The following is a 270-nucleotide window of genomic DNA, read 5'->3' as shown; positions in this document are numbered from 1 at the left end:
GTCTCAGTCCCAATGTGGCCGATCACCCTCTCAGGTCGGCTACGCATCGTCGCCTTGGTGAGCCATTACCTCACCAACTAGCTAATGCGCCGCGGGTCCATCTCATAGCGGATCGCTCCTTTGGTTATCGAATCATGCGATTCAACAACATTATGCGGTATTAATCCTCCTTTCGGAGGGCTATCCCCCTCTATGAGGCAGGTTACCCACGTGTTACTCACCCGTCCGCCGCTAGGAATTTCCCGAAGGAAATTCCTCGCTCGACTTGCA

Annotated in this window: 1 rRNA gene (cut by a window edge); it reads right to left on the bottom strand. The window is 54.1% G+C overall.

Going from position 1 to position 270, the window contains the following annotated elements:
- Positions 1-270: ribosomal RNA gene (locus CPJCM30710_RS18325) — 16S ribosomal RNA — on the bottom strand; its annotated part runs 193 nt beyond the window's last position; the annotation flags it as partial.

The organism is Clostridium polyendosporum (genome assembly GCF_018332455.1).
In the GTDB taxonomy this organism is placed as follows: Bacteria; Bacillota; Clostridia; order Clostridiales; family Clostridiaceae; genus Clostridium_AY; species Clostridium_AY polyendosporum.
This window is presented reverse-complemented; position numbering and strand designations above follow the sequence as displayed.